Annotated in this window: 23 protein-coding genes and 1 pseudogene; 19 read left to right on the top strand and 5 right to left on the bottom strand. The window is 62.0% G+C overall.

Annotated elements, in window-relative coordinates; translation table 11 throughout:
- Positions 1–218 precede the first annotated feature (218 nt).
- A pseudogene (locus tag NKH90_RS20765) lies at positions 219–492 on the bottom strand (TetR/AcrR family transcriptional regulator); the annotation flags it as partial.
- Positions 493–573: 81 nt separating this feature from the next.
- Between NKH90_RS20765 and NKH90_RS20760 the strand changes: the two are divergent.
- The 4 genes from NKH90_RS20760 (at position 574) to NKH90_RS20745 (ending at position 6,009) form a co-directional block, all read left to right on the top strand.
- On the top strand, positions 574–936 hold the full coding sequence (locus NKH90_RS20760) for a hypothetical protein (protein WP_352503292.1): 363 nt from the start codon (positions 574–576) through the stop codon (positions 934–936).
- 92 nt (positions 937–1,028) lie between these two features.
- The gene (locus NKH90_RS20755; protein ID WP_352820658.1) at positions 1,029–2,135 is read left to right on the top strand and encodes an efflux RND transporter periplasmic adaptor subunit; all 1,107 of its coding nucleotides are present in this window, start codon (positions 1,029–1,031) and stop codon (positions 2,133–2,135) included.
- Positions 2,136–2,137: 2 nt separating this feature from the next.
- The gene (locus NKH90_RS20750) at positions 2,138–5,248 is read left to right on the top strand and encodes an efflux RND transporter permease subunit (RefSeq protein ID WP_352820657.1); all 3,111 of its coding nucleotides are present in this window, start codon (positions 2,138–2,140) and stop codon (positions 5,246–5,248) included.
- Between the two features lie 146 nt (positions 5,249–5,394).
- Complete coding sequence (locus NKH90_RS20745) at positions 5,395–6,009, top strand: TetR/AcrR family transcriptional regulator (RefSeq protein ID WP_352795824.1); 615 nt, start codon at positions 5,395–5,397, stop codon at positions 6,007–6,009.
- Between the two features lie 438 nt (positions 6,010–6,447).
- On the opposite strand, the gene NKH90_RS20740 is transcribed toward NKH90_RS20745, so the two are convergent.
- Positions 6,448–7,407 (bottom strand): LysR family transcriptional regulator, encoded by a 960-nt coding sequence (locus NKH90_RS20740; RefSeq protein ID WP_352820656.1) that lies wholly within the window; start codon positions 7,405–7,407, stop codon positions 6,448–6,450.
- Between the two features lie 123 nt (positions 7,408–7,530).
- Between NKH90_RS20740 and NKH90_RS20735 the strand changes: the two genes are divergently transcribed.
- The 10 genes from NKH90_RS20735 to gph all read left to right on the top strand — a co-directional run bounded on the left by NKH90_RS20735 (position 7,531) and on the right by gph (position 17,535).
- Complete coding sequence (locus tag NKH90_RS20735; RefSeq protein WP_352820655.1) at positions 7,531–8,577, top strand: class 1 fructose-bisphosphatase; 1,047 nt, start codon at positions 7,531–7,533, stop codon at positions 8,575–8,577.
- A 5-nt stretch (positions 8,578–8,582) separates the two neighbouring features.
- The gene (locus NKH90_RS20730; protein WP_023678839.1) at positions 8,583–9,455 is read left to right on the top strand and encodes a phosphoribulokinase; all 873 of its coding nucleotides are present in this window, start codon (positions 8,583–8,585) and stop codon (positions 9,453–9,455) included.
- A gap of 10 nt (positions 9,456–9,465) precedes the next feature.
- Positions 9,466–11,487, top strand: a complete 2,022-nt coding sequence (tkt, locus tag NKH90_RS20725; RefSeq protein ID WP_352820654.1) for a transketolase — start codon at positions 9,466–9,468, stop codon at positions 11,485–11,487.
- A 12-nt stretch (positions 11,488–11,499) separates the two neighbouring features.
- The gene (fba, locus tag NKH90_RS20720; protein WP_352771211.1) at positions 11,500–12,579 is read left to right on the top strand and encodes a class II fructose-bisphosphate aldolase; all 1,080 of its coding nucleotides are present in this window, start codon (positions 11,500–11,502) and stop codon (positions 12,577–12,579) included.
- Between the two features lie 21 nt (positions 12,580–12,600).
- The gene (locus tag NKH90_RS20715; protein ID WP_084641467.1) at positions 12,601–14,094 is read left to right on the top strand and encodes a ribulose-bisphosphate carboxylase large subunit; all 1,494 of its coding nucleotides are present in this window, start codon (positions 12,601–12,603) and stop codon (positions 14,092–14,094) included.
- An 18-nt stretch (positions 14,095–14,112) separates the two neighbouring features.
- Entirely contained in the window at positions 14,113–14,547 is a 435-nt protein-coding gene (locus NKH90_RS20710; RefSeq protein ID WP_352474618.1) for a ribulose bisphosphate carboxylase small subunit, read from the top strand.
- Between the two features lie 7 nt (positions 14,548–14,554).
- A complete protein-coding gene (cbbX, locus tag NKH90_RS20705) occupies positions 14,555–15,493 on the top strand; it encodes a CbbX protein (protein WP_352820652.1) in 939 nt (312 codons plus the stop codon).
- A gap of 62 nt (positions 15,494–15,555) precedes the next feature.
- Complete coding sequence (gene rpe, locus NKH90_RS20700; protein WP_352541879.1) at positions 15,556–16,242, top strand: ribulose-phosphate 3-epimerase; 687 nt, start codon at positions 15,556–15,558, stop codon at positions 16,240–16,242.
- 40 nt (positions 16,243–16,282) lie between these two features.
- Positions 16,283–16,837, top strand: coding sequence for a thioredoxin family protein (locus NKH90_RS20695; protein WP_352820651.1), 555 nt, complete (start codon positions 16,283–16,285; stop codon positions 16,835–16,837).
- Positions 16,834–17,535 (top strand): phosphoglycolate phosphatase, encoded by a 702-nt coding sequence (gene gph, locus NKH90_RS20690; RefSeq protein WP_352775152.1) that lies wholly within the window; start codon positions 16,834–16,836, stop codon positions 17,533–17,535. Before NKH90_RS20695 ends, gph begins: the two co-directional genes overlap by 4 nt.
- 59 nt (positions 17,536–17,594) lie before the next feature.
- Here gph and NKH90_RS20685 read toward each other — a convergent pair whose 3' ends face one another.
- The gene (locus NKH90_RS20685; RefSeq protein ID WP_352503280.1) at positions 17,595–17,975 is read right to left on the bottom strand and encodes a c-type cytochrome; all 381 of its coding nucleotides are present in this window, start codon (positions 17,973–17,975) and stop codon (positions 17,595–17,597) included.
- A 364-nt stretch (positions 17,976–18,339) separates the two neighbouring features.
- Here NKH90_RS20685 and NKH90_RS20680 point away from each other — a divergent pair, with 364 nt between their 5' ends.
- The 4 genes from NKH90_RS20680 to NKH90_RS20665 are packed head-to-tail and all read left to right on the top strand — an operon-like array spanning position 18,340 to position 21,082.
- Positions 18,340–18,549 (top strand): hypothetical protein, encoded by a 210-nt coding sequence (locus NKH90_RS20680; protein WP_023678830.1) that lies wholly within the window; start codon positions 18,340–18,342, stop codon positions 18,547–18,549.
- 43 nt (positions 18,550–18,592) lie between these two features.
- Entirely contained in the window at positions 18,593–19,579 is a 987-nt protein-coding gene (locus tag NKH90_RS20675; RefSeq protein WP_352820649.1) for an ABC transporter substrate-binding protein, read from the top strand.
- Positions 19,576–20,373, top strand: coding sequence for an ABC transporter permease (locus NKH90_RS20670; RefSeq protein ID WP_352820647.1), 798 nt, complete (start codon positions 19,576–19,578; stop codon positions 20,371–20,373). The genes NKH90_RS20675 and NKH90_RS20670 overlap by 4 nt, the downstream gene beginning before the upstream one ends.
- A complete protein-coding gene (locus tag NKH90_RS20665) occupies positions 20,342–21,082 on the top strand; it encodes an ABC transporter ATP-binding protein (RefSeq protein WP_352820716.1) in 741 nt (246 codons plus the stop codon). Before NKH90_RS20670 ends, NKH90_RS20665 begins: the two co-directional genes overlap by 32 nt.
- Positions 21,083–21,185: 103 nt before the next feature.
- Here the strand turns inward: NKH90_RS20665 and NKH90_RS20660 are convergent, their stop codons facing one another.
- Positions 21,186–21,539: a hypothetical protein gene (locus NKH90_RS20660; RefSeq protein WP_023678826.1), complete on the bottom strand. Its 354-nt coding sequence runs from the start codon at positions 21,537–21,539 to the stop codon at positions 21,186–21,188.
- Between the two features lie 346 nt (positions 21,540–21,885).
- The gene (locus NKH90_RS20655; RefSeq protein WP_352474916.1) at positions 21,886–22,155 is read right to left on the bottom strand and encodes a hypothetical protein; all 270 of its coding nucleotides are present in this window, start codon (positions 22,153–22,155) and stop codon (positions 21,886–21,888) included.
- Positions 22,156–22,209: 54 nt separating this feature from the next.
- Between NKH90_RS20655 and NKH90_RS20650 the strand changes: the two genes are divergently transcribed.
- Entirely contained in the window at positions 22,210–24,111 is a 1,902-nt protein-coding gene (locus NKH90_RS20650; protein ID WP_352617352.1) for a methanol/ethanol family PQQ-dependent dehydrogenase, read from the top strand.
- Positions 24,112–24,147: the final 36 nt, after the last annotated feature.

Below are 24,147 nucleotides of genomic sequence, written 5' to 3'. Positions count from 1 at the left end.
ATATAGAGGGCGAACGCAATCTATCAAGAGAAGATGAGAGATGATCCGCAGAACCCCGACCGCTCCGCTCTTGGCCGCACTGAGATGGGCATGAAAACGAGACCCGCGTTGTGCTGGCGGGCGTCCTGCTCAGTGGTCTTCCCGACAGCGCCACGGATCCGACCAGCGGACAGAAAACCACTAAGGTTTCACCGGATCAAGATGTCAGAATCTACCCGGTAGAACGCGATCACCGCGCCAAGCCGATCCTCGGATTTTGCCGCGGTCGCGGCCGACCATCGGTGGTTGGCACTCTCCATCGCCCGCTTGGACGCCTGTGCCACCAAGTCCTCCTTTGATGCGATGCTTGTAAAAGGCGCCTTGGGTCAGCCCGGCATCCTTCATCAGATCCTTGAGGCCGATGCCGTCAAAGCCACGCTCCCGCAAAAGGCGGCTTGCCACGTTGATTGCGGCTTCGCGGTTTTCCGCGGCCTGTATGCGACTCACACGCATCGTCGATCTCTTTTTTTAGATTGCATTCGTAATCTATCTGCTATATAGATGGCGAATGCAATCTAAAAAAGGAGACACGAAATGATCCGCAAGATCCTGAGCGCTTCGCTCCTGACCGCGCTGTTTCTGGCGACCCCAGCGTTTGCCGAGGAAGCTACCGTCGGACGCCCAATCGAAGCCGGCAGCCTGCACAACGGACGCCTCGACATGGTGGTCTATTACGTCCCAATCGACGGCGACCTCCTGGAGGTCACCGCCACCTTCGCGCCCAAGGGCGGAGGCGATCCGCTGCGCGTCGTCATGGGCCTCGCCGACCGCGACTCCGTTGCCTTCTCCATGCCGGGCTACCGGGGCTCTCTCTACGCGTTCTCGAGGTCCGGCGAGGAGGTGACAGTCGCGACTGGGACCGACAAGCATCCGCGCGCCGACGCGCTACCGGACTGACTCGCCGCGCAGGTCGCAGCCGGCCGCTGCCGGTCGACGCAGGACACAGCATAGAGAATGAACGCAATCTATTTCGGCATGAGGCGATGGGCATGAAAAAGCGACTTGTCATTGGGCTGGGCAGCGTCCTGGCCGCGGGGTTAGGGGTGGCCGCATTCGTTACGCTGCCCATTCGCACGCAGGCAACCGCAGTGGCGGATCCGAGGCAGGAAGCGCCGATCGTCAGATTGGTGACGGCGGCGCCAGTGGCTGGATCCGAACGCGGTTTCACGGGCACGATTGCCGCGCGGGTGCAGAGCAATCTTGGTTTTCGCGTACCCGGCAAGATCATCGAGCGCCTGGTGAACGTCGGTGAACGGGTCAAGGCGGGCCAACCGCTTCTGCGGATCGACGACACCGATCTGGCTCTCGCGCTCACCGCCAAGCGCAATGCGGTCGCCGCGGCACGCGCTGTGCTGGTTCAGGCGAGCGCGGACGAAAAGCGCTATGCCGTTCTGGTCAAGAAGGAATTGGCAGCAACTCCGCAGCGCTACGAGCAGGCGAAGGCCGCGTTGGACACCGCGACCGCACAACTCGCCGCCGCCGAAGCGGAAGCGAAAGTCGCGGAAAACGAAGCGGCCTATTCCGTCCTGCTGGCGGACGCGGATGGAACTGTGGTCGAAACCATCGGCGAGCCGGGACAGGTCGTCTCCGCCGGTCAGACAGTGGTTCGGATCGCCCAGGCCGGCCCTCGTGAAGCGGTGGTCGCGCTTCCCGAAACGATCCGGCCGGCGATCGGCTCTGTGGCCGAGGCCGCCGTTTATGCAGCCGATGGGCGCCATACGGCGCATCTGCGGCAGTTGTCGGATGCCGCCGATCCCCAGACCCGTACCTATGAGGCCCGCTATGTGCTCGACGGGGAGGCCGCGGCAGCACCGCTTGGCGCGACCGTGACTATCCGGATCACAAGCCAGGCGAGCCAGCCGGAAGTCCAGGTGCCGCTCGGAGCCGTGCTCGATGATGGCGGCAAGACAGGCGTTTGGGCCCTGGATCGCGCCACCTCGACCGTACACTTCCGACCTGTCGGCCTTGTTCGTGTGACAAGCGAAAGCGCCGTGGTCTCCGGGCTGAACATGGGAGATCCGGTCGTTTCGCTCGGCGCTCATCTTCTGCAGGAGGGCGCTCGCGTCAGGTCTGCTTCCGAAAGCGGGAGCAACTGACGATGAACCTCAATTTTTCAGCGATCGCCGTTCGCGAACGGGCCGTCACCCTGTTCTTCATCCTCCTGCTCGTGGCGGCTGGCGCCTACGCGTTCCTTATGCTCGGGCGGGCGGAGGATCCCAACTTCACCATTAAGACCCTGACGGTCACGACGGCATGGCCGGGCGCGACGGCCCGCGAGATGCAGGACCTTGTCGCCGAGCCGTTGGAGAAGCGGCTTCAGGAGCTCACCTGGTACGATCGGGTCGAGACCACCACGCGGCCGGGCTACGCCTATATGACGGTCACGCTGAAGGACAGCACGCCGCCATCCGTCGTGCAGGAAGAGTTTTACCAGGCCCGCAAGAAGCTGGGGGATGAAGCCCGCAACCTGCCGCCCGGCGTCTACGGCCCCTTCGTCAACGACGAATATTCGGATGTGAGCTTCGCCCTTTATGCGCTGAAGGCCAGAGGCATGCCGATGCGTGAGCTGGCCAGGCAGGCCGAGGCAATTCGACAGGACCTCCTGCACGTGCCCGGCGTCAAGAAGATCAACATCCTCGGTGAGCGCCCCGAAAAGATATTCGTCGAGTTCTCCTATGCCAAGCTGGCAACGCTGGGCGTGTCGGCACAGGATATCATCGTCGCATTGCAGCGGCAGAACACCGTCACACCGGCGGGCTCGATCGATACTCAGGGGCCGCAGGTCTTCATCAGGCTCAACGGCGCTTATGACAGTGTCCAGGCTATCGCCGACACGCCGATCGTTGCCGGGGGGCGGACGCTGAAGCTTTCCGACGTTGCCGAGGTCCGCCGCGGCTACGAGGACCCTCCCACCTATCTCATCCGACGCCAGGGCGAGCCCACCATCATGCTCGCGGCCGTTATGCAGGAGGGTTGGGACGGTCGCGCGCTCGGCAAGGCGCTGGAGGATCGGACGGCGGCCATCGCACGAACATTGCCGCTTGGGATAACGCTCGACAAGGTGTCCGACCAGGCCGTCAACATCACCTCGGCGGTCGACGAGTTCATGTTAAAGTTCGCGATGGCGCTCGGTGTCGTGCTGCTGATCAGCCTGCTCAGCATGGGCTGGCGCGTCGGCATCGTCGTGGCGGCCGCCGTCCCGCTGACGCTTGCCGCCGTGTTCCTCATCATGCTGGAGACCGGCCGGTTCTTCGATCGCATCACGCTCGGCGCCCTCATCCTGGCGCTCGGTCTTCTCGTGGACGACGCCATCATCGCCATCGAGGTGATGGTGGTGAAGATGGAAGAGGGCATGGATCGCATCAAGGCGGCGGCCTATGCCTGGAGCCATACCGCGGCGCCGATGCTGTCGGGAACGCTCGTGACGATAGCTGGGTTCCTGCCCGTGGGCTTCGCACGCTCGACGGCCGGCGAGTACGCCGGCAATATCTTCTGGGTCGTAGGGTTCGCTCTCGTCGTCTCCTGGATCGTCGCCGTGGTTTTCACGCCCTACCTTGGCGTCAAGATGCTGCCCGCGATCAAACCGGTCGAAGGCGGCGTTCACGCCATATACGACACACCGAACTATCGGCGCCTTCGCCGGCTCATCATCTTTGCCGTGCGCCACAAGTTCGTAACCTGCGGTGTCGTCGGCATCGTCTTCGCACTTTCGGTTGTCGGCATGGGCAGCCTGAAACAGCAGTTCTTCCCGACATCCGATCGCCCCGAAGTGCTGGTCGAGGTTCGTCTGCCGGAAGGCACCAGCATCGAGACGACGACCGCCACAGTGGAGAAGCTGGAGCACTGGCTGGACGGCCAGCCCGAAGCCAAGATCGTGACGAGCTACGTCGGTCAGGGCGCTCCGCGCTTCTTCTTCGCGATGGCACCGGAACTGCCTGATCCTGCCTTTGCCAAGATCGTCGTGCTGACACCGGACGCGGAGGCGCGCGAGGCGCTGAAGCACCGGCTCCGGGAGGCGGTATCGCAGGGGCTCGCGCCGGAAGCCGATGTCCGCGTCACCCAGCTTGTGTTCGGACCCTACACCCCGTTCCCTGTCGAGTTCCGGGTCACGGGGCCTGATCCCGCGCAACTCTATAGCATTTCCGAGAAGGCCCTCGATATCATGCGGGGCGTCCCGGACGTGCGGCAGGCCAACCGCGACTGGGGCAACCGCACGCCCGTACTGCGCTTCATCCCTGACCAGGATCGACTGAACCTCATCGGCCTCTCGCCGGCGGAAGTAGGCCAGCAGCTCCAGTTCCTCCTCACCGGCATCCCTGTCACGCAGGTCCGCGAGGACATTCGCAATGTCCCCATCGTGGCGCGCAGCGCTGGGGCTGAGCGGCTGGATCCGGCGCGTCTGGCGGATTTCTCGCTGATGAGCCGGGACGGCCGCCAGATTCCGCTCGACCAGATCGGTCATTCGGAGATCCGTCTTGAAGAGCCGATCCTGAAGCGCCGCGACCGGACGCCCGTCGTCACGATCCGGTCGGATATCAACGAAGCGACTCAGCCTCCGGAGGTCTCAAAGCAGATCATGAAAGCCCTTCAGCCGCTGATCGCGTCCCTTCCGGCCGGCTATAACATTGAAATGGGGGGATCGATCGAGGAGGCTGAGAAGGCCAACACTGCTTTGGGCAAGATCTTCCCGGCCATGATCGCCGCCATGCTGATCGTCATCATGCTGCAGGTACGATCCTTCTCGACGATGGCCATGGTCGTGCTGACCGCACCGCTTGGGCTCGTCGGCGTCGTGCCGATGTTGCTCACCTTCAACCAGCCCTTCGGGTTCAACGCCATTCTGGGCCTGATAGGGCTGGCCGGCATCCTGATGCGCAACACCCTGATCCTGACCGAACAAATCAAGGAGAACCGTGCTGCCGGCCTTGACGACTATCACGCCGTCATTGAGGCCACCGTGCAACGCACGAGGCCGGTGATCCTGACAGCGCTTGCCGCCGTGCTGGCCTTCATCCCCCTTACGCACTCCGTGTTCTGGGGATCGATGGCCTATACGCTGATCGGCGGCACGGCGGCCGGCACGGTGCTGATCCTGCTCTTCCTTCCCGCTCTCTATGCCGCGTGGTTCCGGATCAAGCCGACCGCAGATGTGGCCCATGAGGCTTCGACCGAGGAACCGGAATTGCAAACAGCGATGGCTGCCGAATAGGGCACTGTTGTCGGAAAAGACGGTTCAAGTTTTCGCCCGCCGGTTTTGCCTGAACATATGCAGGGCCAGCCGGACGATCTTGCCGCTTACGAATGATCGCCCAGGGCGAGCCCGGCAGATCCGTTTCATCAGTCCTGGAGACATCCATGAATCGTCCGCTCCGAATGCGAACTGATCCCGACGAGGTGCGCGCGCGCATCCTGGAGGTGGCGGAGGGGCACTTTCGCCGCATCGGCTACAACAAAACGTCGGTGGCCGACATCGCCTCCGAACTCAGCATGAGCACGGCAAACATCTACCGCTTCTTCCCCTCAAGGGACGCAATCAAAGAATCCATCTGCGGGAAAGCTTTGAACGAGGTAGCTGACATCGCCCTGGCAATCGCGCGCACGAACGCGTCGGCCGGGGAGAAATTGGGTCAGCTACTGACCGCCGTTCACCATCACAAGAAGATGACGCTGGTCAAGGAAAGGCGCATGCACGACCTGATTGTCGCCGCCATGCAGGAGAACTGGGCGACCATCAAGGCGCATATCGAGCACGTGGTAACTACCTTAGGGGTCATTATCCGCGAGGGCATCGAATCGGGCGAATTCAATGTCGACGATTCCGCTACGGCGGCGCGTGCCGTCCACACCGCGTTCACGCCGTTCCTCCATCCGATCCTGATCGAGCACTGCGTCCAATACGGCGAAGACACCGAAGCGGGCCTGCGCGAGCAGATCCGATTCATCCTGAAAGCTCTCGGCAAGTCGGATTGACCAGCCTGCCGTATGCAGGATCAAGCCGCCGCTGATGACATCCACGAGGACTCGACCGAGGAACTTGACACACGAACAGCAACGGTTGCCGAACCATGTGCCGGAAGAGGTGCAAAGCCGTCCCTCGTCCGAGACAGCTCTCCAAAGGCAGCCATTTCGGGCGATGCCCGCTGACCAGCCGGATGCGGACCTTGCAGCCCGCCTTCCGACGGTCGGCTTAGGGGTCGACTCCGGCCGCTCGGCCTTGATCGCTTTAGCGACCGCTCATGGCGCAGCTAAGCCATACGGACAAGCGGTTGCGTCGCTCCATTCGGACTTCCATCCTAAATGATTCGAGCCTTAGGGGTTAGTCGAGTCGAAGCTGCCGCTCAGCGCCACCGCCGTTCTCCTGTATTTGCAAGCCACGTCCCTACTACGACCGAAACTTGTTGAACTAGGCTAACTCGCGCGACCTCTACTGTTCAGTTCCTCGTGCGGATAAAGCTTGCCGAACAGTGGCAGGTACATCGCGCCCTTGCGCATCAGAAAATCGTGGAAGGTCGCCATCGCCGGCGAGATCGCGTGATCGCTGCGCATCACCGAAAACCATTGCCGGCGGATCGGCATGCCGACAACGTCGAGGATAACCAGCCGGCCGGCTTCGGTTTCGGCAGCGATGGTGTGGGCAGAGATGAAGGCGATGCCGAGCCCGGCCATCACCGCCTGCTTGATGGTCTCGTTCGAGTCCATCTCGACGCCGAGATCGTCGATGCGGCCGGGCACGTCGCTCAGGAATATTTCCAGTGAGATGCGCGTGCCGGAGCCGGGCTCGCGAATGAGGAAATGCTCCTCGGCGATCCGCTCCTTGGAAATGTCGCGTGCCGACGCCAGCGGGTGATCGGGCGATGCGATGATGACCAGCGGGTGATCGCCGAAGACCGAGGCACGCACCGGGACTTCCTTGGCCGGGCGTCCCATCAGCGCGATATCGATATCGTGGTTCTTCAGATTGTCGATCGTCTCGGCGCGGTTGCCGATGGCAAGGCGCATGTCGATATCGGGATGTTCCTTCATGAAGGCGGCCATCAGCCGCGGCGCGAAATATTTGGCCGTGGAAACGACGCCGAGCCGCAAGCTGCCGGCGCGCACGCCCTTGATTGCATCCATCTTGTCTTCGAGCAGACGAAGCCGCTCCTCGATGGCCTGTGCCGTCTCGACGAAGGCCAGACCTGCGGCAGTGGGACGCATGCCGTCCGACGTCCGGTCGAACAAGGCCAGTTGGAACTCCTCCTCCACCTGCCGCAACTGGATCGTCACCGCTGGAGGAGACAGCCCTAACACCTTGGCCGCGCGGACGATTTTTCCGTGGCTGATGATTGCCTGAACGGTCTTGAACTGCTTGAGCGTGAGGTTTCTCATACGGCATACTAAAATTTTTTTACTGCCTGAGTAAAGTTATTGAATTTTACTTATCCAGCGTCGTTTGTTCTCCTTTCCCAATCCGGCCGACCCGAGGAGAGGCGGCTGGATCGGGAGGTTACGATGCCAGCGGCAACACTCGACGCTTTTCTGAACTCCTATCTTGGCGAGCCGGACGAACTGCGCTCCGCCGTCGTAGCGACCATCCGTCAGCTGACGCAGGCGGCCACCACAATCCGCAACACCATCAATCAAGGGGTGCTCGGCACCGCCTTTGCGGGAACCCGCGGCGCCAATGCTGACGGCGACATCCAGAAGGATCTCGATGTCTTCGCCGATGATATCTTCCTCGACGCCATGCGCCACGCTCCGGTCGCGCTCTACGCTTCCGAGGAACTGGAGCAGCCGGTGCTGCTCGACAGGCAAGCGCCTCTTGCCATCGCCATCGACCCGCTCGATGGTTCTTCCAACATCGACACCAACGTGTCGATCGGAACGGTCTTCTCGCTTCTCCCTGCAACTGGCGCGCCGGATGGGAATCCGGCCGCCTCGTTTTTGCAGGCAGGGGTGAACCAGCTGGGCGCCGGTTTCTTCATCTACGGGCCGCAGCTGGCGCTGGTTCTGTCGCTCGGCAGCGGTACCCATGTCTTCGTTCTCTCGACCAGGCTCGGCACCTTCGTCCAGGCCTACGAGAGCCGGATCATCCCGCAGCGAACCCAGGAGTTCGCCATCAACGCCGCCAACTACCGGCATTGGGACGAGGCGGTGCGGCTCTACATCGACGACTGCCTTGAAGGCACCGAAGGCCCACGTGAGAAGGACTTCAACATGCGCTGGATCGCCTCTCTGGTTGCTGACTGCTACCGCATATTGATGCGCGGCGGCGTATTCCTGTATCCAGGCGACAAGCGCAAGGGCTACAGGCAGGGGCGACTTCGCCTCGTCTATGAGGCAAACCCGATCGCCTATCTCGTCGAACAGGCGGGCGGTGCCGCCACCGACACGATCACCCGCATCCTCGAAATCGAACCCGAGAGCCTGCACCAGCGCGTGCCCATGGTTTTCGGATCGGCGCGGGAAGTCGCGCGCATCACCCGCTACCACACCGAGCCGAGCGCCATCGGCGAGCGCGCGCCGCTGTTCAGCCGCCGCGGCCTTTTCAGGGCCTGAAGACCATGTCGGCAAAGCACCCCATCATTACCATCACCGGGTCGTCGGGCGCAGGCACCACCTCTGTCAAGCGCATCTTCGAACTGATCTTCCGGCGCGAGAACATCGGGGCCGCCTTCATCGAAGGCGATGCTTTCCATCGCTACGACCGCGCCACGATGAAGGCGAAGGTGGCCGAGGAGGAAAAGGCGGGCAATCCGAACTTCACCCACTTCCATGCCGAGGCCAATGAACTGGCAATCCTCGAAGAGGTATTCGAGGAATATGGCCGACGGGGAACCGGAAAGACCCGCACCTACATCCATGATGAGGATGAGGAGAAGCAGTACGGCACGCCGCCGGGACATTTCACCGAATGGCGCGAATTTCCGCCGAGCGACCTGCTCTTCTATGAGGGCCTGCATGGCTGCGTCGTCACCGACAAGATCAACCTGGCCAGGCACGCGGATCTCAAGATCGGCGTGGTGCCGGTCATAAATCTCGAATGGATCCAGAAGATCCATCGCGACCGCGCAACGCGCGGCTATTCCACCGAGGCGGTGATGGACGTGATCCTGCGCCGTATGCCGGACTATGTCCGCTACATCGTCCCGCAGTTTTCGCAGACCGCCATCAACTTCCAGCGCGTGCCGATCGTCGACACGTCCAATCCATTCATCGCGCGCTGGATTCCGACGCCCGACGAATCGATGCTGGTTATCCGCTTCGCCAATCCCCGCGGCATCGATTTCCCCTACCTGCTTTCGATGATCCACGACTCGTTCATGTCGCGGCCGAATTCCATAGTGGTGCCCGGCAACAAGCTCGACCTTGCCATGCAGCTGATCCTGACGCCGCTCATCCTGCAATTGATCGAACGCAAGAACCGTGTGTCGTGAGGAGGACGCCATGAACAGCCAGGCAGCAGCACTGAAGCCCGTCGCCGCCGTCTCGGAGCGCGACATGGCCAACGCCATTCGCGCACTGGCGATGGACAGCGTCCAAAAGGCCAATTCCGGTCATCCGGGTATGCCGATGGGCATGGCCGATGTCGCGACGGTGCTGTTCAGCCGCTTCATCAATATCGATCCGTCGGCGCCCAACTGGCCCGATCGTGACCGCTTCGTGCTGTCGGCCGGGCACGGCTCGATGCTGCAGTATGCGCTGCATTATCTGCTAGGCTTTGAAGACATGCCTATCGAAGAATTGCAGCGGTTTCGCCAGCTGGGCAGCCGCACCGCCGGACATCCGGAATATGGCCATGCGCTTGGCATCGAGACGACGACCGGCCCGCTTGGACAAGGCATTTCGACCGCTGTCGGCATGGCGCTGGCGGAGCGCATGCTGGCGGCCCGCCACGGCGCCGATCTCGTCGACCATTTCACCTACGCAATCGCCGGCGACGGCTGCCTGCAGGAAGGCATCAGCCACGAGGCGATCGATCTTGCCGGTCACCTGAAGCTCTCCCGGCTGATCGTCTTTTGGGACGACAATGCGATCTCGATCGACGGGCCCACTTCCCTGTCGACATCGATGGACCAGCCGGCGCGGTTCAAAGCCGCTGGATGGCATGTCCAGTCGGTGGACGGCCACGACACCGAAACCGTTGCGGCGGCAATCGAAGCGGCGCAGCAATCGGACCAGCCGTCTCTGATCGCCTGCCGCACGGTGATCGGCAAGGGCGCGCCAAATCTGGGTGGTTCGGAAAAGACGCATGGCGCGCCGCTGGGCGATGCGGAGATCGCCGCGACGCGCGAAAATATCGGCTGGGCCTTCGCGCCGTTCGAGGTGCCGGACGATATCCTTTTCGCCTGGCGCGCGATTGCCGGCCGCGGTCAAGCGGCACGCCGCGCCTGGGAGAATCGGCTTGCCGCCTCACCACGGCGGCAGGCCTTCGAGAGCGCGGTCGCCGGCGCCCTGCCCGACGCGGTCTTCGAAGCACTCGACGCTTTCCGCAAGGAGCATGTCGGGAAGGCGACCAAGGTTGCAACGCGAAAAGCCTCGGAAATGGCACTCGCTGCGATCAATGGCGCAACCGAACTGACCGTCGGCGGCTCCGCCGATCTGACGCATTCGAACCTGACGATCACCAAGGGTATGAACCGCATCGCGCCGGGCGACTACGCAGGCCGCTACATCCACTATGGAATCCGCGAGCACGGCATGGCCGCAGCCATGAACGGCATCGCACTGCATGGCGGCTTCGTGCCTTATGGCGGCACGTTCCTGTGCTTCGCCGACTACGCGCGCGGCGCGATGCGGCTCTCGGCGCTCATGGGCCAGCGTGTCATCTATGTGATGACGCATGATTCCATCGGTCTCGGCGAGGACGGCCCGACCCACCAGCCGGTCGAGCACCTGGCGATGCTGCGGGCGACGCCAAACCTCAACGTCTTCCGCCCGGCCGACATCATCGAAACGGCGGAGTGCTGGGAACTGGCGCTGAGAAGCGAGAAGCGGCCGAGCGTGCTGGTGCTCTCGCGCCAGAACCTGCCGATGCTGCGCCAAGCACCTAGCGACGAGCCACACAGCGACGAGAACCGGTCGAGCCGGGGCGCCTACATCCTGCGCGAGCCAGTCGGGCAGCGCGCGGTGACGCTGATCGCCACCGGCTCGGAGGTCGAGATCGCGGTTGCCGCCGCCGAACGGCTGGAGACCGGGCACGGCGTCGCCGCCGCGGTTGTCTCGATGCCGTGCTGGGAGCTTTTCGAGGAGCAGGACGCCGGCACCCGCAAGGCAGTCCTCGGCTCGGCGCCCCGCATTGGCATCGAAGCCGCAGCACGGCTCGGCTGGGACCGCTGGATCGGCGACACCGGCACTTTCGTCGGCATGGCCGGTTTCGGCGCCAGCGCCCCTGCCCCGGACCTCTACCGGCATTTCGACATCACGCCCGAAGCCGTCGCGGCAGCGGCGCTGAAGCTCATCATCTAGGAGAAACCGACAATGGCCCGCATCACCCTTCGCCAGCTTCTCGACCATGCCGCCGAGCACGGCTACGGGGTGCCGGCTTTCAACATCAACAACATGGAACAGGGCCTCGCCATCATGGAGGCCGCCAGGGCCTGCGATGCCCCGGTTATCATCCAGGCCTCACGCGGCGCCCGTTCCTATGCCAATGACATCATGCTGGCCAAAATGATGGAGGCGTTGACCGAAATCCATCCGGCCATTCCGCTCTGCATCCATCAGGATCACGGCAACAACGAAGCCACCTGCCTGTCGGCGATCCGCCACGGCTTCACCTCGGTGATGATGGACGGATCGCTGATGGCGGATGCCAAGACACCGGCGAGCTTCGATTACAACGTCGCCATCACCGAACGTGTCGCACGCATGGCGCATTGGGTCGGCGCTTCGGTCGAAGGCGAGCTCGGCGTGCTCGGCTCACTGGAGACCGGCCAGGGCGAGGCCGAGGACGGGCACGGCGCCGAAGGTGCGCTTTCCCATGACCAGCTTTTGACCGATCCCGATCAGGCGGTCGACTTCGTGACCGCCACCCGGGTCGACGCGCTGGCGATCGCCTGCGGTACCTCGCACGGCGCCTATAAATTCAGCCGCAAGCCTGACGGCGGCATCCTGGCCATGCAGGTGATCGAGGCGATTCACGAAAAGCTGCCCAACACGCATCTGGTCATGCACGGGTCTTCCTCCGTGCCGCAGGAACTGCAGGACATCATCAACAACTATGGCGGCGAGATGCCGCAGACCTTTGGCGTCCCGGTCGAGGAAATCGAGCGCGGCATCCGCTACGGCGTGCGCAAGGTCAACATCGACACCGATTGCCGAATGGCCATGGCCGGGCAGTTCCGCCGCGTTGCGACGGAGGACCCGCGCGAATTCGATCCGCGTAAATTCCTGAAACCCGCCATGGACGCCCTGCGCGACCTTTGCCGCGATCGCTTCGAACGCTTTGGCACCGCAGGCCACGCGTCGAAGATCAGGGTGATCGCCATGGATGAGATGGCGAAACGTTACGCCGCAGGAAAGCTCGACCCCCAAATCGCAACCGCGAAAGCCGCCTGAGCGGCAAACAGGAGACCTGCCATGAACAAGATCGACATGCCCTCAGCAGGCACGCTCAAGGAAGGCAAGGAACGCTACAGGTCGGGCGTCATCCCCTACAAGAAGATGGGCTACTGGGAGCCGGACTACCGGCCCAAGGAGACCGACCTGATCGCCATGTTTCGGATCACGCCGCAGCCCGGCGTCGACCACGAGGAGGCGGCCGCCGCCATCGCCGGTGAATCCTCTACTGCGACATGGACCGTGGTGTGGACCGACAGGCTGACCGCCTGCGAGCTCTACCGCGCCAAGGCATTCAAATCCGAGCCGGTGCCGAACACAGGTCCAGGCACCAGGATCGAGCAACAGTACTTCGCCTATATCGCCTACGACCTCGACCTGTTCGAGCCCGGCTCCATCGCCAACCTGACTGCGTCGATCATCGGCAACGTGTTCGGCTTCAAGGCCGTCAAGGCCCTGCGGCTCGAGGACATGCGCATCCCGGTGGCTTACCTCAAGACCTTCCAGGGCCCGGCGACCGGCATCGTGGTGGAACGCGAGCGGCTCGACAAGTTCGGCCGGCCGCTGCTCGGCGCGACGACGAAGCCCAAGCTTGGCCTGTCCGGCCGCAACTACGGCCGCGTGGTCTACGAGGCGCTGAAAGGTGGCCTCGACTTCGTCAAGGATGACGAGAACATCAACTCACAGCCCTTCATGCATTGGCGCGACCGCTTTCTCTACTGCATGGAGGCTGTGAACAAGGCGTCGGCCGCCACCGGCGAAGTCAAGGGCCATTATCTCAACGTCACCGCCGGCACGATGGAGGACATGTACGAGCGCGCCGAATTTGCAAAACAGCTTGGCTCCTGCATCGTCATGATCGACCTCGTCATTGGCTACACGGCGATCCAGTCGATGGCCAAGTGGGCACGCCGCAACGACATGATCCTGCACCTCCACCGGGCCGGCAACTCGACCTATTCGCGCCAGAAGAACCACGGCATGAATTTTCGCGTCATCTGCAAATGGATGCGGATGGCCGGCGTCGATCACATCCATGCCGGCACGGTGGTCGGCAAGCTGGAAGGCGACCCGCTTATGATCAAGGGGTTTTATGACACGCTGCGCGAGGAGCGCACGCCGCAGAACCTCGAAACCGGGCTGTTCTTCGATCAGGACTGGGCCTCGCTCAACAAGGTGATGCCCGTCGCCTCCGGCGGCATCCATGCCGGCCAGATGCACCAGTTGATCCATTATCTCGGCGAGGACGTCATCCTGCAGTTCGGCGGCGGCACGATCGGCCATCCGGACGGCATCCAGGCCGGCGCGACGGCCAATCGCGTCGCGTTGGAGGCGATGATCCTCGCCCGCAACGAGGGCCGCGACTATCTGCGCGAAGGAACCAAAATCCTCGAACAGGCGGCCAGATGGTGCACGCCGCTCAAGGCGGCCCTGGAGACGTGGAAGGACGTCACCTTCAACTACGAATCGACCGACACGGCCGACTTCGTGCCAACCGCAACGCCGAGCTTCTAGACGAAAGGAACCGTCGCCATGATGACCAATCCCGGAAACAAGGTCACGCAGGGACAGTTTTCGTTCCTGCCCGAGCTAACCGATGAGCAGATTTCGGCGCAGATCAAATACGCACTGAAAAACCACTGGGCGGTCAGCGTCGAGTACACGGACGATCCACATCCGCGAAACACCTATTGGGAAATGTACGGCAACCCGATGTTCGACCTGAGGGACCCGGCGGGCATCCTGCTTGAAGTCGACAATTGCCGGAAAGCTATGCCCAACATGTATGTCCGGGTCACCGCCTTCGATTCGACCAAGGGCTGGGAAGCACCGCGCATGTCATTCATCGTCAACCGGCCACCCAATGAACCCGGGTTCCGGCTGCTGCGCCAAGAGCGTGACGGCCGCAGTCAGGGCTATTCGATCGTGCCTTATGCGACCGACAGGCCCGAAGGCGAACGGAGCTAGGCGAACCATGCTGGACGCGATAGCTAAGAGCGCTGCCGCGCAGGGCGAATCGGTTGATCTACAGGCCGAGTTCGAGGCCTCCAACATCGACGAGGTGATGGACAAGCTCGACCGCGAACTCGTCGGCCTGAAGCCCATCAAGACCCGCATCCGCGAGATCGCGGCGCTGCTCCTAGTCGACCGGCTTCGCCGCAAGTTCGGGCTGATCTCTGGCGCGCCGACGCTGCACATGAACTTTACGGGAAATCCCGGTACCGGAAAGACCACCGTGGCGCTCAGAATGGCCGAAATCCTGCATCGTCTCGGCTATGTCCGCGAAGGCCACATGGTCGCGGTGACGCGCGACGATCTCGTCGGCCAGTATGTGGGCCACACCGCGCCCAAAACCCGCGAAGTGATCAAGCGCGCCATGGGCGGGGTGCTTTTCATCGACGAGGCCTACTATCTCTACAAGCCCGAGAACGAACGCGACTACGGCCAGGAATCGATCGAAATCCTGCTGCAATGCATGGAAAACAACCGTGACGATCTGGTTGTGATTCTTGCCGGCTACAAGGACAAGATGGACTGCTTCTTCGACAGCAATCCCGGCATGCGCTCGCGCATCGCCCATCACCTCGATTTTCCGGACTACGGCGTCAGCGAACTCAAATCAATCGCCGAGATCATGCTGGCGGAACAGAATTACCGCCTCAGCGAAGCGGCGGCCAAGGCGCTCGAAGAGTATCTCCCGATCCGCATGCGGCTGCCGCATTTCTCCAACGCCCGCTCCGTTCGCAATAGCCTCGACCGGGCGCGGCTTCGCCAGGCCGGCCGGCTTTTCGCATCGCGCGACCGGGCGTTGACGAAAATCGATCTTATCACCATCGAGGAATCCGATATTCGCGGCAGCCGCGTGTTCGCGGAAGGTAAGCTCGAAGGCGAACCGGAGACGAAGGCGCGCTGACAAGATGACGGCGGTTGGTGTGCAGCGACCGGAAACGGACGACAGAATGGGAGCCGACGACCATGGATAGCAAGACAATCATCGCGCCCTCGGTGCTTTCCGCGGACTTCTCGCGGCTCGGCGACGAGGTCGAAGCGGTCGTCCGGGCGGGTGCCGACTGGATCCATCTCGACGTGATGGATGGCCATTTCGTGCCCAACATCACCTTCGGTCCGCCGGTGGTCAAGGCGATCCGTAATCGAACGGACAAGGTCTTCGACTGCCACCTGATGATCGCGCCGGCCGACGCCTATCTCGGCGCCTTCGCCGATGCCGGCTGCGACATCATTACGGTGCATGCCGAGGCCGGACCGCATCTCGACCGTTCGCTGCAGGCAATCAGAAATCTCGGCAAGAAGGCCGGCGTGTCGCTGAACCCGTCAACGCCGGAAAGCGTCATCGAATATGTACTTGACCGGCTCGATCTGGTGCTTCTGATGACGGTCAATCCGGGCTTCGGCGGCCAGGCCTTCATTGCGGCGGTCGTCGACAAGGTCAGGCGGGTCAAGGCGCTGGTCGGCCATCGTCCGATCGACATAGAGATCGACGGCGGCGTCACGCCCGAAACCGCTCCGCTGGTCACCGCGGCCGGCGCCAATGTGCTGGTCGCCGGCTCGGCCATCTTTAAGGGCGGCACCGAGGCGGCCTATCGCGCCAATATCGGCGCCATCAGGCAGGCGGCCGACGGGGCGATCCGGAAAGCGGCGTAAACCGTTTCATCGGAGGGCAAACATTTCATCGGAGGAAAACTTGGCGGCAATCCCACCTGTCTGCGATTTCGGCTGGCGAGCCATCGACGCCGTTTTGCCAGGCGTCGACGGCACGTCGCATTCGATCTTAAGCCACGCCGGCCCGAACGGGCTGGTGGTGGCCTTCATCTGCAACCACTGCCCCTATGTGAAGGCGGTGATTTCACGCATGGTGCGCGACGCCAATGACCTCAAGGCCGAAGGCATCGGCTTTGTCGCGATCAACTCCAACGACAGCGACGCCTATCCAGATGATTCCTTCGACAACATGAAGCTCTTTGCCAGGACGAACGGCACTTTCCCCTATCTCCACGACGAGCACCAGACGGTGGCGCGTGCCTACGGAGCCGTTTGCACCCCGGATTTCTTCGGGCTCAACAGCGAGTTGACGCTGCAATACCGCGGCCGGCTGGACGCGTCGCGACGCGACGCCGAATCGCCCAGGCTGAGGCGCGACCTGTTCGAGGCGATGAAGCAGGTTGCCCGAACCGGCGACGGACCGCTTGACCAGATCGCTTCGATCGGCTGTTCGATCAAGTGGAAGGATGCTGCATGAACGTCGGCGCAGGCAGGCCGTTTCGCTCGCCCAAGGCGATCCTGTTCGACCTCGACGGCACACTGGTCGATTCGGCACCTGATATAGCGGCCGCCGTCAACGAATTGCTGGCCGGCCACGATCTGCCGCCGCTGCGGCTGGATCAGGTCAAGGCCATGATCGGCGGCGGCATCAGGAAACTGGTCGAACGCGCCTTCGCGGCTTCCGGCACGCCGCTCCTCGGCAGCGCGCTCGATGAGGCCAACCGCGTCATGGCGCCGATCTATCGCAGGCATCTGACCGGCCGCACGAGGCTGATGCCTGGCGTCAGGGAGGTTCTCACGCACTTGCATTTGAGCGGAATAGCCATGGCCGTGGTGACCAACAAGCCGCAGCTGGCGGCGCGCGAAATCCTGCTGCATTTTCGGCTGACGGAATATCTCGGCGCGATCGTCGGCGGAGACGCGGTGACATACTTGAAACCGGCGCCAGACGCGCTGTTGCTGGCGCTCGACCTGCTTCAGGTCGAACCTCGTGACACGCTGATGGTCGGAGACAGCAGCGCCGACGTGGCCGCCGCCCGCGCCGCCGGCATGGCCGTCATTCTGCTGCGTGGCGGATACAGCCAAATTCCCGTTGAAGAGCTTGGCGCCGACCTCGTTTGCGACAGCCTGTTCGATCTGCCGTCCGCGATGCAGAGGCTGCAAGACGCTGCATGACCCCAAGCGCAGCCCAGCCAACGCCGGCCGAGCGCAGTCCGACGGCCGGCGGTACCGTGTTATTTTGAGAATTGTTTCAGATAAGCAATGACGTTGGCGATGTCCTCGTCTTTCTTGAGACCGACAAACGCCATCTTGGTTCCTTTGACCATCGCCCTGGGATCGCGAAGGTAGGTCGTCAGCGTGGCTTCGTCCCATTTGACGCCGGACTTGCCGGCCTCGGTCATGGCCTTGGAATAGCTGAACCCCGGATGCGTCCCGGCCGTTCGGCCGATGACGCCGTTCAAGGACGGGCCGACCTTGTTCTGGTCCTTGTCTGCGACGTGGCAGACCTTGCATTTGGCGAAGACCTTCTCACCCGCCGCGGCATCCTGTGCCTGAGACTGGGTAGTGACAAAGGTGGCGACGGACACGGCGGCGAAAAAAGCGACTGCGCGCATGGCATTTCCTCATTGATGGTGTGAGTGCCCGGGACACTTTACGCGTGTCGATGCCTTGATCGCCGGCATTCGTTTTAAAGCGGGAGAGCGAACCATTCGTCCTTCCTCCCCGGACTGGCAGGACCTGCACACCTCGAAAAGCTAGACTGCCGATGAGGGAAGTCAATCGTACAAAGGTCCTGTTTCGTTTCCCGACTGCGCGACGGGAAGTGTGTGGCGACACGCGGTCCACATCATTGACGCCTATTGGCCGAACGCGTAGCCTCACTCCAACCGGTTTGCTGTTTGGGCACCTTCAGGAATCCGCGCAACTCCAAAGCACGAACTCTGGAGAGTTCGCCGCGCAGGCGACGATAAGTGCCAAATGGACATGGTCGATCTCATATTAACGGTGTGCCTTAGCGCCAATCCGGGCAATTGCCGAGATGAACATCTCTATTTCGAGAGCCGCGGCTCTCTGTTCCAATGCATGTTCCTGGCGCCCGCCGAGATCGCAAAATGGTCTCAGGAACATCCGAGTCTCAAGGTCGTGCGCTGGAAATGTGCCGTTCCGAGCAAGGAACGAGCGATTTGATCGACATTCCTGGTTCGTCGACGGCCCTGAAAGAGGAGACGCCATGATGATTTCGCGGCGTACGACGCTGCGCTTGGCGGCTCTGGCGGCCATCCTCGCCTCAAGGCCGGTTGCCGTCTTTGCGGCCGCTAAGGTCCGAATTGGTGTCCTGAAGTTCGGCACCGTGAGCTGGGAACTCGATACGCTGAAACGCCACAAGCTCGACGAGGCCAACAGGATCGATCTGGAGATTGTCTACTTCGCCGGGGAGGATGCGACCAACGTCGCGCTGCTGGCCGGCGCGATCGACATGATCGTGACCGACTGGCTGTGGGTCTCGCGCCAGCGCTCCGAGGGCGGCGATCTTACATTGGCCCCTTATTCGACCGCCGTGGGGGCAATCATGGTGAAGCAGGAATCGCCGATCCGGACGCTCGCCGACCTCAAGCGAAAGAAAATCGGTGTCGCCGGCGGCCCGCTCGACAAGAGCTGGCTACTGGTCCAGGCGCTGGCCAGACGCGAGCACGGCCTCGACCTGCCGACAGCCTGTGACGTCGTCTTTGGCGCGCCGCCGCTGATTTCTGAAAAGGCGATGCAAGGCGAACTCGATGCCGTGCTCAATTTCTGGCATTTCTGCGCCCGGCTCGAGGCCAATGGCTTTCGCCGGTTGATCGGTGCGGATGACGCGACGAAAGCGCTTGGTGCCTCGGGCCCCGTGTCGGCGCTCGGCTACGTCTTCCACGACCAATGGGCGAGCGACAATCCGGATGCCGCCCGGGGCTTCGTCAAGGCATCCAAGCAGGCCAAGGACTTGCTGGCCAAATCCGATGATGAATGGCTGCGCCTGGCGCCGCTCATTCGCGCAGAAGGCAAGGAGCTGGAAAAACTGCGCGACCGCTATCGCCAGGGCATCCCCAGACGGCCGGTCGCCGAAGAAGCGGTCGATGCGGGCAAACTCTATCACGTGCTGGCCGCGATAGGCGGCGAGAAGCTGGTTGGCAGGGCGCCCGAGATGGCGCCCGGCACGTTCTGGCCGGAACTCGCGAAATGACCGCAACGGAAGACAAGTCGCGTCGATCCGGCTTTCCGACGGCGCTGACGCCAGCGCTGACGGTAACGGTTTCCCTGCTGGGACTTTGCCTGCTGTGGAGCCTCGCGGCCAATCTGTGGCAAAGCCGCGCTTTGCCCTCACCAGGGCAGGTCTGGCAGGTGCTGCTCAGGGAAGCGGCGAGCGGCGACCTTTTTTATCACCTTGGCGCGACACTCGGACGGGTTGCTGCGGCGTACGTCGTCGCAATGATTATCGGCTCGGTCATCGGCGTCATCCTCGGGAGCCACCGCGGTGTGGACCGGTTCTTCAGTCCATGGGTGGTCCTGTTTCTCAACATTCCCGCGCTGGTGGTCATCGTGCTCGCCTATATCTGGTTCGGCCTCAACGAGGCGGCGGCGATTGGCGCAGTTGCCGTGAACAAGATCCCGAATGTCGTGGTGACGATGCGCGAAGGCGCCAGGGCGTTTGATCCGCGTTATGCCGAAATGGCCGCCGTCTACCGCTTCGCCCCACTCGAGCGCATCCGCCATGTCCTGCTGCCGCAACTGCAGCCCTATTTTGCCGCGGCCTCGCGGTCCGGCATCGCCCTCATCTGGAAGATCGTCCTGGTGGTCGAACTGCTCGGCCGCTCCAATGGCGTCGGTTTCCAGATCTATCTCTATTTCCAGCTCTTCGACGTCGCCGCCATTCTCGCCTACACGCTGGCTTTCGTGGCGGTGATGCTTGTCATCGAACTTCTCCTGGTGCAGCCCATTGAACGACATGCAACCCGTTGGCGCCGCCGTCCCGCTTAGGGTCGATATCGGCCAAAAGACCTTCAGGTCCGCGCAAGGCGTCTCGATCACGGCGCTCCAGGGTCTGTCCTTCGAGGTCCGGCAGGGCGAATTCGCTTGCCTGCTTGGGCCGTCGGGCTGCGGCAAGACCACGACGTTGCGCATCCTGCTTGGACTGGACAAAGACTTTTCCGGCTCTTTCCAACTGCCGCAAGGCGGCTCGAACCGCATCGCCGCCGTGTTCCAGGAGCCTACTTTGCTGCCATGGCGGACGGTGGAGCAGAATGTCAGGCTGGCGCTGCCGAAAAGCCTAAGAGCGAAGAGTCTCGACGAGCTGTTTGACACTCTCGGTCTCGCCGGCATGCGCTCGCTCTATCCGGCGGAGCTTTCGCTCGGCCTTGCGCGCAGGGCAGCCCTGGCCAGGGCTTTCGCCACCGAACCGGCGGTGCTTTTCCTGGACGAACCCTTTGCCTCCCTCGACGAACAGACCGCCGAGCGGCTTCGGCAATTGCTTTTGACCGTCTGGTCAGCGCGACCTACGACCGCCTTGATGGTCACGCACAATCTGCGCGAGGCACTGATGCTGTCGGACCGCATCATCGTGCTTGCGCAGCGCCCAGCCCACGTGCTCGGCATGTTCGACGTAAGAGTGCCGCGACAACATCGCAATCCACAGGTGATGAGCGACCTTTTGCGGTCATTCCAGCAAAAATTTCCGGGTGTGGCCTGATCGCCTTACGGCTCGAACGCGGATTGCAAGGTATTTCGCAGCCAATGGCCATAGAAACGGCGGGACTGTGAGGCGCACGGCCACGCGTGCCTGTTCCGCCTGACTAAAAGCAACGTACGTCGGCTTCGGCCTGCGCGCGTTTCAGTTCCGTGCGCGCCGCCTTCGCTGGCGCGCTTTCGCGAAACAACCCTGCCGCCTCCCCTGTCGTCAGCGACATGCTTTTGAAGGTCTCCGCCCTCTCATAGTGATCGTAAGGAAGGATCGAGGCGATAACATCGATCGAGCAGGAACAGCTTTCAAGCGCCTGACGTGTCTGGCCATTTGTTTGCATGCAGCCGAGCACGTAGTCGGCAATCGTTGCCGTCGGGTAGTCTCCCGCGGCGTTGGCCAAGTTGGCAAAAGCCAGCGTCGCCGCAAAGGCCACCGGCAAGGTGAGAGATCCAACAGACCTTATCATGAGGAACCTCCAGTTGGCCTGGACACCATGCATCCAGACGGGGTCATCGCTCCAATTGGCGACGTGCCGCAAAGCCAGTCAAGCTCCCATGGCCTGCGTATAGGACCAAAGGAGGAATGCCCTATCGACCGACAAGAGCCCGCTTCATGACCCGCTGCGCACCCTCCTTCATACGTTCATTTCATGCTTCGCTCACTATCGGCAACGAGCGAGACGCCCGCATACTTACTCGTAAGTGCCCCGCAGAATATATCGAAATAAAGTCAAATGTGTATCACCTCGAGAATACGCGAACAATATGTTTGCTATATATATCGCGGCTGGCGGTCATCCTCTTATTAGTTCTTCACGCGGCGCTTATTTTAATTGTTTCTAAATATTGCATCGCACCATATCGATATTGCAGCGCAGCGACCCATTGTAGGTTTTTGCTTGCCTGGCCTTTTACGATGACATAGCTTTTTCCTGTTTCCGGCTTCAAGAGCGCCACCGTCATCAGGGAGCGGCGGCAGTCTTTCGAAGACCAAGGGGGGCGGGCGGTAACGGTGCCCTCTGCTTCGGGGTAGGTCGTGACAGCTGCCGGAAAATAACTTCCCAACATGAATTGCTTGGGCAAGCCCTTGTGGGGCTTGACGGTCGATTCTTCACTGCGAACCCGGGAGGATTTTGGATGCGTGTACTTGCGAAAACTACTTACATTCTGACGACCGCGGCGTTTTTATCGCTCGGCGCTGCCTATACGGCTTCGGCCAATGAAGACCTTGCAAAGCTCGCATCGGATGCGAAGAACTGGGCGATGCAGACGGGTGACTACGCCAACACCCGCTATTCCAAACTCAACCAGATCACTGCCGACAATGTGAAGAACCTGCAGGTCAAATGGAGCTTTTCCACCGGCGTGCTGCGCGGTCACGAAGGCGGGCCGCTGGTCATCGGCGACGTGATGTATGTCCACACGCCTTTCCCAAACAACGTCTATGCTCTGGACCTCAAGAATGACGGCAAGATCCTGTGGAAATACGAGCCCAAGCAGGACACGAACGTCATTCCGATCATGTGCTGCGACACGGTCAATCGCGGTGTTGCCTATGGCGACGGCAAGATCATTCTCAACCAGGCCGACACCACCGTCGTCGCGCTCGATGCCAAGACTGGCAAGGTCGTCTGGTCTGTCAAGAACGGAGACCAGACCGACGGCGGAAAGGGCGAATCCGGCACGTCGGCACCCGTAGTCATCAAGGACAAGGTGCTCGTGGGCGTCTCCGGTGCTGAATTCGGTGTTCGCGGCTGGCTGGCCGCCTACAATCTGAAAGACGGCAAGCTCGCCTGGAAAGCCTATTCGGAAGGTCCTGACGCAGACACCCTTCTCGATCCCGAGAAGACCACCCATCTCGGCAAGCCTGTCGGAAAGGATTCCGGCACGAACACCTGGGAAGGCGAACAGTGGAAGACGGGCGGCGGCACGACATGGGGATGGTATTCCTATGATCCCAAGCTGAACCTGGTCTATTACGGCACCGGCAATCCCTCGACGTGGAACCCGGTCCAGCGCCCAGGCGACAATCGCTGGTCCATGACAATCATGGCTCGCGATGCGGATACCGGTGTTGCCAAATGGCTCTACCAAATGACCCCGCATGATGAGTGGGACTATGACGGCATCAACGAGATGATTCTCGTCGATGGCATGGAGGTCAACGGCGCCAAGCACGACGTGCTGGTGCATTTCGACCGCAACGGCTTTGCCTACACAATGGATCGCGCCACCGGCGAACTTCTCGTCGCCAAAAAATACGATCCGGCAGTGAACTGGGCGACGGAAGTCAACATGGATCCCAAGAGCGACCAGTATGGCCGCCCGCAGGTCGTGGCCAAGTATTCGACCCAGCAGAACGGCGAAGACAACAACTCGACCGGTATCTGCCCGGCCGCGCTTGGAACCAAGGACCAGCAGCCGGCCGCCTACTCGCCGAAGACCGGGTTGTTCTACGTGCCGACCAACCATGTCTGCATGGACTATGAGCCTTACAAAGTGAGCTACACCGCCGGTCAGCCCTATGTGGGCGCCACCGTGTCGATGTATGCGGCGCCCGGCGGTGACGGTAACATGGGCAACTTCATTGCCTGGGACGCAGCCAAGGGTGAGATCGTCTGGTCGAAGCCCGAGCAGTTCTCGGTGTGGTCGGGCGCATTGGCGACAGATGGCGACGTCGTCTTCTACGGTACCCTCGAAGGCTACATCAAGGCGGTCGATAAGGACGGCAAGGAACTCTACAAGTTCAAGACCCCGTCCGGCATCATCGGCAACATCACGACCTACGAGCATGACGGCAAGCAGTACGTCGCCGTTCTGTCCGGCGTCGGTGGATGGGCCGGTATCGGTCTGGCAGGTGGGCTGCTTTCGCCCGACAACGCCGCCGCCTGGCATGGCGCCGTTGATCAAGGCCGTGCGCAGGGCGATCAGGCCGCGGTCGTTGGAACCGCCGGTCTGGGTGCCGTCGGCGGTTATGCGGCACTTGCCGACTATACGACGCTGGGCGGCCAGCTCACCGTCTTCGGCCTCCCGGACTGATAACCGGGAAGAGCCTTACGGCTAGGTTCGAAAACG

Source organism: Mesorhizobium sp. M0898 (assembly GCF_040319695.1).
In the GTDB taxonomy this organism is placed as follows: Bacteria; Pseudomonadota; Alphaproteobacteria; order Rhizobiales; family Rhizobiaceae; genus Mesorhizobium.
Note: the sequence above shows the minus strand (reverse complement) of the source record. Positions and strands in the feature narration are given on the sequence as shown.